1 protein-coding gene and 2 pseudogenes are annotated in these 1534 nt (G+C 39.7%); 1 reads left to right on the top strand and 2 read right to left on the bottom strand.

The genetic code is table 11. From position 1 onward, the window contains the following. Positions 1–120: pseudogene (locus FTT73_RS16030) on the bottom strand (IS6 family transposase); the annotation flags it as partial. Between the two features lie 42 nt (positions 121–162). Here FTT73_RS16030 and FTT73_RS16035 point away from each other — a divergent pair. Beyond that, positions 163–1221, top strand: a complete 1059-nt coding sequence (locus FTT73_RS16035; protein WP_004281883.1) for a 2,3-butanediol dehydrogenase — start codon at positions 163–165, stop codon at positions 1219–1221. Between the two features lie 170 nt (positions 1222–1391). Here the strand turns inward: FTT73_RS16035 and FTT73_RS16040 are convergent. Then, positions 1392–1534 (bottom strand): annotated as a pseudogene (locus tag FTT73_RS16040) (IS6 family transposase); the annotation flags it as partial.

Consider the following 1534-nt stretch of genomic DNA (forward strand, 5'->3'; position numbering starts at 1 on the left):
CCGTGATAAAGCACGTCCATATGTGGGTGCTTTATCCGTGTTGATCACTTGTGGAATTTGCCACTTCTTCACATTATTTAACATTTTTCCAAGAAAACAATATGCTGATTTGGTATTACGTCTAGAATGGTTTACCGTTAACATCAATATAAGGAATATAAAATGAAAGCAGCTCGTTTTTATGACCGAGGGGATATTCGAATTGAAGATATCCCTGAACCGAAAGTACTTCCAGGCACAGTTGGAATTCAAGTTGCGTGGTGTGGTATTTGCGGTACAGATTTACATGAATTCATGGAAGGTCCTATTTTTATTCCACCTTGTGGTCACCCACACCCAATTTCGGGAGAATCTGCACCTGTAACAATGGGACATGAATTTTCAGGCGTGGTTTATGCAGTTGGAGAGGGTGTAGATGATATCCAAATTGGGCAACATGTCGTAGTTGAACCCTACATCATTGCTGACGATGTGCCGACTGGCCCCAATGATAAGTATCATTTATCAAAAAATATGAACTTTATTGGTTTAGGCGGACGCGGTGGTGGTCTTTCTGAAAAAATTGCAGTTCAGCGGCGTTGGGTACATCCTATTTCAAATGATATTCCTTTAGACCAAGCAGCATTGATAGAACCTTTATCTGTCGGTCATCATGCCTATGTCAGAAGTGGCGCAAAAGCTGGCGATATCGCACTGGTTGGTGGAGCAGGCCCAATAGGCTTACTTTTATCTGCTATTTTAAAGGCTAAAGGTCTCACGGTCATCATTACTGAACTGAGTGCAAAACGTAAAGAAAAAGCGATAGAAGCGGGTGTTGCCGATTATGTACTAGACCCATCTAAGGTTGATGTAGTTGCTGAGGTAATGAAAATTACAGAAGACCGCGGTGTAGATGTCGCTTTTGAATGTAGTAGTGTCAATAAAGTCATGGATACACTCGTTGCAGCAATGAAACCAACTGGTGTAGTCGTTATCGTTTCTATTTGGAGCCATCCTGCCACAATTAATGTGCATAGTGTGGTGATGAAAGAGCTAGATATTCGTGGCACGATTGCTTATGTAAATGATCATCAGGAAACTATCCGTTTGGTTGAGCAAGGTAAGATTAATCTAGAACCTTTTATTACCCAACGGATTGCATTAGATGATCTTGTTTCTAAAGGCTTTGAAACATTGATTCATAATAATGAGTCTGCTGTAAAAATTATTGTTCATCCGTAGTAACGCCTAATTTGAACGACTAATTTGAATAAACTAGAAATAAACTCTATGTAGCTATTTCTAATATCTTTATAGATAGGGAATGAGTCTGTACGTACAGATTCATTCTCAAATTTACGGCACTGTTGCAAATAGAGATTTGAGTCGATGATGTTCCCTTTAAAAAGTGCTTAGAGACCGAAAACGCTGTTGATTAGACACACTTCACCCTGAGGCTGACCATAATAAAATGACGATGCTTGTCCTTTACGTAGTGCACGCATGACTTCAATACCTTTAATTGTGGCATAAGCCGTCTTCATAGATTTGAATC

It is taken from the genome of Acinetobacter sp. YH01006 (genome assembly GCF_013420445.1).
GTDB classification, from domain to species: domain Bacteria; phylum Pseudomonadota; class Gammaproteobacteria; order Pseudomonadales; family Moraxellaceae; genus Acinetobacter; species Acinetobacter pseudolwoffii.